Source organism: Cytophagales bacterium, assembly GCA_019456305.1.
Classification (GTDB): Bacteria; Bacteroidota; Bacteroidia; order Cytophagales; family VRUD01; genus VRUD01.
In genome coordinates this window covers 390-8,417 of record VRUD01000096.1, presented here as the reverse complement: position 1 = coordinate 8,417, position 8,028 = coordinate 390, and the positions used below count along the sequence as shown (strand labels likewise).

Here is an 8,028-nt window from a genome sequence, read left to right as displayed (position 1 = left end):
ATGGGGATAGCTCCACTGCATTTAATCCTTCTCACGCATACACTGATACGGGAGACTATGTTTTTACTTTAATTGCTTTTAGCGATTGCAGCAGTGATACCATTTCTGATACAATTACAATTACAAGCTCAATTATACCCTTTGTTTCTGCGGGGGGAAACCCTAATCCTGTTTGTCCCGATGATATAGTTCGGTTTGTTGGCTCCGGCAGTAATTTAACCGGCTTTTTCTGGGATTTCAATGACGGCAATTTTTCTTTCCTCGAAGATCCAACACACACTTTTGCTGATACAGGAACTTATATTGTTATTTTCACAGGAACTAATGCCTGTGGAAATTCTAATTCAGATATAGTATTGATGGTGGTTGATACTACAACTGCAACGTCTGTTTTTTTCTGGTGGAATCCATTTGGAGTTGTCTGCCCCAATGATCTTGTTAACTTTGAATATTGGAGTAGCTCTCCTGTTGATGTATTATGGTACTTCGGTGATGGGGATTCTTCAACCTCTCCCAACCCAACGCATGCTTATGCAGATACGGGAACTTATATCGTTAGGTTGATATTTCAAAACTCATGTGGAATAATTGACACAGATACGAATTTTATCAGTGTTTATAATTGGAACTTCCCCTTTGCATTTTTTTGTATTGAACCCTGCCCTTTCCCACTAGGCCCGTCTTGTCCCGGCTCTCCTGTTCCGTTCTTCGGTGGGTGGAGCAGCGATACAAACAATGTATTCTGGGATTTTGGTGATGGCGATACATCTACAGAGGTAAATCCCTCACACACTTATGTAGATTCTGGCACCTATACGGTTGTTTTAAGAGTAACAAATAATTGTGGAAACAGCGCTTACTGGATTGATAATGTGGATGTTAGTTACGATGTACTACCTTATGTTGCAGGGGCAGGTGTCTCTCAAACCAGTGGTTGTGTAGGTGAAACCTTTGACTTTCAGGTATGGTGGCCAACAAATGTCCCTGAAAATCTATTATGGGATTTCGGTGATGGAGATACCGCAAAGGGGAATATATTTTTCTCAACCCCACATACATATACTTCTCCGGGTAATTATACAGTAATGTTAACCGCTACCAATGCCTGCGGCAGTGATACTGAGTACGTTTACGTAACAGTGAATGCCGGGCCTTTAGCCGATTTTACAAATACCACCGTATGTATAGGTGATACCACTTTCTTCACCGATGCATCTGTTGGAAGCCCAATTCAATGGCAATGGGATTTTGGAGACGGGGATACTTCCACAGCCCAGAATCCTTCACATCTCTATGCAACACCGGGTCTTTATGGTGTAAGTCTGACTGTATCTGACAGCTTTTGCTCAAATTTTATTACAAAACCAATTATTGTTGGCGGCTTCCCAATAGTCAATCTGGGAAATGATACAACTGTTTGTACCAGTTTATTATTAAATGCAAAGAATGCCGGTGGAAGCTATTTATGGAATACCGGTGAAACTACAAAAATAATTCCTGTTAATACAACCGGTACATATTGGGTAGATGTTACCAGTCCTGTTGGATGCACAACAAGGGATAGTATCAACATCACAATGGCAGGTGTAAAAGTGAATTTGAATGTTTTTCTTGAAGGCGCATATACAGGAGTAGGGTCGATGAGTGATTCGTTGAATCTGTTAGGGTATCTGGATACACTTTTTTTATGGGGTGGAATAGCGCCTATCAACATGGATCCTGGTTACCCGGTTCCTTCTGATGGAGGCGGAAATGCTGTAGATGTAATATTGATCCAGATAAGAACAGACCCCACTACAGTACTCGATACAGCTTATGCCTGGCTCATGCAGGACGGCACGATCAGGGATTTTCAAACCGGACAAAAAAATTATGCTATATTGTGTGGATTAGTTCCGGGAGATTATTACATTGCGGTTATGCACAGAAATCATCTCACTATCATGTATAGTGATTCGGTAACGTTAGACAATACACCTCCGCCTCCGGTTAATTTGACAAATGTTATTAATATTTACGGAGGCGGAATAAGTTTTTTGGGTGATGGCCCTTACGGAATGTGGGCAGCAAACGCCCGTAATTCCGACCAGGAAACCAACGCCAATGATCTCTATGATGTCAGCGTTAGCAGAGACGTTTTACTCACCGGTTATAATTTGTCAGATGTTAACCTGACCGGTGTTGTAAATGCCAACGATTTTAATATAGCATCCTATAATAATGACCAGTTGTATTGGTCTACGACTCCGTAAAGCAGTAAACAGTACGCAATAGACAGTAGACAATAGACAATAACAAATGACTATGACTATGACAAGCGATGGTTATCATCGGATGACTCTCCAGGTTGTGCGTTTGGGTCATCCGATGAATTTGCTGGCAATAAGGCAATAAGAAAAAAAGGAAATAGGGAATAAGGAAATGCAGTTGGCAGTTGGCAATAGACAGTAGACAATAGACAATAGACAATAGACAATTGCTGCCCCAATAAAAAAGAATAAAAATTGGTGAATGATAAGGTAAAATATTATTAAATTATGAAATTATCTAACTCACTATTAATTATTATTATTAACCTGATAACTATCTTACAGGTTGCTCAGGCACAATATTGCGTACCAAACTATACCTTCATCCCAGATGGCACGGATGAAGGCGACTATCTTGATGGTGTGCAATTAGTTAATATAAGTAATACTTCTTCAGGTTCAATTGTTGGGCCGCACTATAATGATTATTCTGCCTCACAATCAACTATTCTCTACCGTGGAGTAACTTATTACCTGGTTGTAACAAATTGCCCTAATTATCCCGAGAACGTAGCTGCCTGGATTGATTATAACAAAAATGATACACTGGATGATCCTGGTGAATTACTTGGTGAAATATCCTTAACACAGGGAGAAACAGATACCATTACGTTTGCTGTTCCGCCAGGTGCGCTGCTCGACTCAACCAGGTTAAGAGTAAGATTGGTATTTTCTATTACAGGAATAGACCCTTGCGATACTACTTATATTTATGGTGAAACTGAAGACTATACCGTAATAATTCAAGATCAACCTACGAATGATGTAGGCGTCATTGCTATTGATGCTCCAATTTTCGGTTGCGGACTGAGTACCACTGAAAATATCACGATCAGGGTAGAAAATTTTGGTACAGGTACGCAATCTTCAGTTCCGGTTTCTTACCGCATAAATGGCGGGCCTGCTGTTACAGATACCATTTTTTCAATAATCAGCCCTGGTGATACAGTCACTTTTACTTTTGCCACTCCTGCCGATCTATCTGCACCTGTTAATTTTATTGAATCATGGACAAGCTTACCTACAGATACTGCTTTTTTTAATGATAGCGCAGACTTTACTGTAATAAATACCATTGTAATAACGACATTTCCTTATTTTGAAGATTTTGAGTTAGGACAAGGATCATGGTTTGCAGGAGGAATCAATTCTTCCTGGGCATTCGGAACACCTGCTAAATTCGTTATCAATTCAGCGGGTTCCGGTGTTAATTCATGGGTTACAGGTAGTTTGGACACATTTAACTATAACCCTGACGAACACTCCCAGGTCTTTAGTCCGTGCTTTGACTTTTCAGGTTTATTGAACCCGATCATTGAACTTAACATCTGGTGGAATTCTGCTTTCTCCGATGGTACGGTATTCCAATCTTCTATTGATAATGGGGCTTCCTGGCAAAATGTAGGCGCTGTGGGAGACCCTTTCAACTGGTTTAACGCTGGTTTTATTAGTGGCCAGCCAGGTGGTCAACCGCAGGGCTGGGCAGGAATCGGTGTTGGCTGGGTCATCGCCAGGCATAGTTTGACTGGCCTGGCAGGCCAAAGCAATGTAAGGTTCAGGATTGCCTTTGGTTCAAATTTTTTGACTGAAGATGATGGATTCGCTTTTGATGATATAAGCATATCTGATCCGCTCAACGATGTAGGCGTTATTGCTATTGATGCTCCAAATTCAGGATGCGGCCTAACAGCCACTGAAAATGTTACCATCAGGGTCAAAAACTCTGGTATTAATACGCAGGATACTATCCGGGTAGGTTACACAATTAACGCAGGACCTGTTATTTTTGATACCATTTTTGGTTTGCTTAATCCTGGCGATACCGTTACTTTCACCTTCGATACTTTAGCTGATCTATCAATCCCCGGCTCATACATTTTTGATGCCGGTACAGCGCTGCCAACTGATGCTGATCCTTCTAATAATGTTATCTCAGGTCATTTTGTTGAACACTATAATACGGTAAGCGCTGCTGCTCCTACAGCGGTGGATAGTGCGTCTTGCGGACCTGATTCCCTCCTTTTATCTGTTATTGGCACAGCAGATGCACATTTTTGGTATGATTCGATCGTTGCCGGTAACCTGGTCGAGATCGCTGATACCTTTATTACACCCATTTTATCATCTACCACCACTTATTATGCAGAAGGCAGAAGTGTTACAAGCGATTCACTTCCTACTACGTTTGCAGCAGGAGCTTTTCCAATGAATGGAAATATGTTTGATATCACTGCTAAAAACCCTGTATTAATTCTATACTTCTACGGTCATCCTGTAGTGAATGATACGATTGAAATTTATTTCAAACGAGGCAGCTATGTGGGTTTTGAAACTAATCCTTTTGCCTGGACTTTTATCGGAAGCGACACGGTGGTTGCACAACCATTTGGCATACCTACTATTATTCCCATTATTGTAGATGTGTTTATCCCGGCAGGAGGAACCGTTGCCTTTTACATTACCACGAATGGAGGATCAAATTTAAGGATGACAAACGGTACAATTGCAGGAAATGTTTTCGTTGAAGACGCCAGCATCCAGGTTCGTGAAGGTATTACCAATTCATATCCATTCGGACCTAATTTTACACCTTATATTTGGAATGGTATAGTACGTTATGAAACAGCCGTTTGTCCCAGTGCCCGTACACCTGTAACAGCAATAATTGACTCAGTCCCTGTAGTTAATTTAGGCCCTGACACATCTTTTTGTGGTAGTATAATATTAGATGCCCAAAATTCCGGAGCCTTTTATTTATGGTCTTCGGGAGATACCACTCAAACAATTATTGCCGATACAAACGGCATCTATTGGGTAGATGTCACTAATCCGGCAGGTTGTACAACAAGAGACAGCATAACACTTACAATAATTACAGGCGTTAAAGTTAATTTGAATGTCTTTCTTGAAGGAGCTTACCTGGGCGGAGATTCAATGAGAGATTCATTGTATTTGTTAGGTTATTTAGATAGATATTTAAGTGGGGGTCCGGCAAGCATCAACATGAACCCGGGTTACCCTATTCCTTCTGATACAAGTGGAAATGCCGTAGATGTGATCGGTATCCAGATAAGAAGCAACCCTTTTACACCCATAGATACTGCTTATGCGTGGCTCATGCAGGATGGCTCGATCAGAGACTTTGAAACGGGGCAAAATAATTACGCCCAGGTTTGCGGCCTGGCGCCAGGTACTTATTATATTGCGGTTGGGCATAGAAATCATCTTTTTATCATGTATAATGATTCGGCATCATTAAACCTTATAGCTCCGCCCCCGATTGATTTAACAAATGTTATTAATATTTACGGAGGGGGTATCGGCTTTTTAGGTGATGGCCCTTACGGAATGTGGGCAGCAAACGCCCGTAATTCCGACCAGGAAACCAACGCCAATGATCTCTATGATGTCAGCGTTAGCAGAGACGTTTTACTCACCGGTTATAATTTGTCAGATGTTAACCTGACCGGTGTTGTAAATGCCAACGATTTTAATATAGCATCCTATAATAATGACCAGTTGTATTGGTCTACTGTACCATAGTATAACTACAAAAATGATAATGAAAAGAGAACTTACAAAACAGGATGTTTTAGATATGTTTGCTAAAACTGATAAAAAATTTGACAAACGTTTAGAAAAAAGTAGAAAAAAATTTAATGAAGATTTAGCTAAAAGCAGAAAAGAAGGAGAGAAACGTTCAAAAGAATTTGATGAAAGCATAAAAAAAGATAGAAAGGAACGAATGCTGAGTTCAAAAGATTTTGATGAAAGAATGAAAAAATTATCTAAACAGATAGGAGGTATTGGCAACAACAATGGTGATGTAGCGGAAGAATTCTTTTTTAATGGCCTTGCTGCAAAAATGAGAATTGGTGAAATGATCTTTGATACTATTGAAAAAAAGGTTAAAGCAATAAGGAAAAACCTTGAAGGTGAATATGATATTATTTTGACTAATTCAAATACAGTTGTGATAACTGAAGTAAAATATAAATTTCATCCGGATGATGTTGCTCCACTTTTGGATAAAAAAATTCCAAACTTTAAAAAACTATTTCCGATGTATAAAGATTTCAAGATATATGGTGCAATAGCCGGGCTTTCTGTGCCTGATGGCGCTAAAAAAAAGGCTATAAAATATGGCTTTTTTGTTTTGGCTCAATCAGGCGATAATATTAAATTGTTGAATGATAATGTAAAATGTTATTAATTATTAACATTAATGAGAAAACTATTACTAAATATTTTATTAAGCTTTTTCTGCTTAAACGCATTTGCTCAAATTTCCTACAGGCTGGAAATTGACCAGTTCGTAGTCAGGGATACCTTGTATATCGATTTCCTGGTAACCAGGACGGGTGACACTTTCAATTTTGGCAATTCCAACTTCGTGATCAATATAGATACAAGCGCTGTTGACTTGCCTAACATGATCAAAGTTAACGCATTTGACGGGCCTTGGGATGATGGGATTGACCCGGTTCATTATCTGGACCTGGGCTTAGGGGGTACATCTTTTATAAACCTCTCTATCAAGCAGATTACTATTGCTGCCAATCCCGGGCCTAACGTAGACACTGTTCCTACAATAATTGGCAGGGTAGCCGTACCAATACTAAATTGCGCAGATAGCAGTAACATTACCTGGCGGATTGGTTCAGGAGTTATCACTGATTGGGATAATATTGATATTAAACTGGTGGCAGCTTTCGTTAATCCAACCAACATTTCATTATCAGCAATAGCAGACACAACATTTACCTTCACATCTGATAAAGACACCTTCTGCGCTGGTGATACGATTTTGTTTACAGTGCTGCCAGCTTTTGCAGACACTTTTTATACCTACGAATTTTATAGAAAAAATGTCGCCCCAGCGATTACATTACAATCAGACACGATGAATACGCTTGATACCGCAGGTTTTTTGAATGGAGACAGTGTAGCTGCTCAAGTCTTTATAACCACTCCATTAGCAACCTGCTCTTCTGGCCTTATTGATACGATAATACTGACCTTAAGCCAGCCAACTGTAAATTTAGGCCCTGATGATACTATTTGCTCAGGTGATTCCACGATATTAAATGCCGGCTCCGGCTTTTCAGGCTATTTATGGCAGGGAGGGACTACAGATTCTACATTTACAACAGACACAGCCGGTACTTTTTATGTTACAGTGACGGATGCTTATGGCTGTACAGATAGTGATACCATAATAGTCGTAGTAAATACAACTTATTTCATTGCTGCTACCGACACCATCTGCGATAACGACAGTATTTTATTAGGCGGTTCCTATCAGAATACCCCCGGAATTTATTACGATACCCTTGCAAGCGTAAGCGGTTGTGATAGTGTGATCGCCACCACCTTAACGGTTAACCCGACTTATACGACCCCTGCTGCTGACACCATTTGTGATAACGACAGCATACTCTTAGGTGGTTCGTATCAGAATACCCCTGGTATTTATTACGATACCCTTGCAAGCGTAAGCGGTTGTGATAGTGTGATCGCCACCACCTTAACGGTCAACCCGACTTACACGACCCCTGCTGTTGACACCATCTGTGCTAACGACAGCATACTCTTAGGTGGTTCGTATCAGAATACCCCTGGTATTTATTATGATACCCTGACAAGCGTAAGCGGTTGTGATAGTGTGATCGCCACCACCTTAACGGTCAACCCGACTTACACGACCCCTGCTGTTGAC

The 8,028-nt window shown here is 40.4% G+C and carries 2 protein-coding genes and 2 pseudogenes (2 of these 4 running past the window's edge); all 4 read left to right on the top strand.

The window, feature by feature from the left end:
- Positions 1-2,252: pseudogene (locus tag FVQ77_15685) on the top strand (PKD domain-containing protein); it begins 862 nt to the left of the window's first position.
- 285 nt (positions 2,253-2,537) lie between these two features.
- Positions 2,538-5,852: a hypothetical protein gene (locus tag FVQ77_15680; GenBank protein ID MBW8051742.1), complete on the top strand. Its 3,315-nt coding sequence runs from the start codon at positions 2,538-2,540 to the stop codon at positions 5,850-5,852.
- A 19-nt stretch (positions 5,853-5,871) separates the two neighbouring features.
- On the top strand, positions 5,872-6,522 hold the full coding sequence (locus FVQ77_15675) for a hypothetical protein (GenBank protein MBW8051741.1): 651 nt from the start codon (positions 5,872-5,874) through the stop codon (positions 6,520-6,522).
- A gap of 12 nt (positions 6,523-6,534) precedes the next feature.
- Positions 6,535-8,028: pseudogene (locus tag FVQ77_15670) on the top strand (hypothetical protein); it runs 114 nt beyond the window's last position.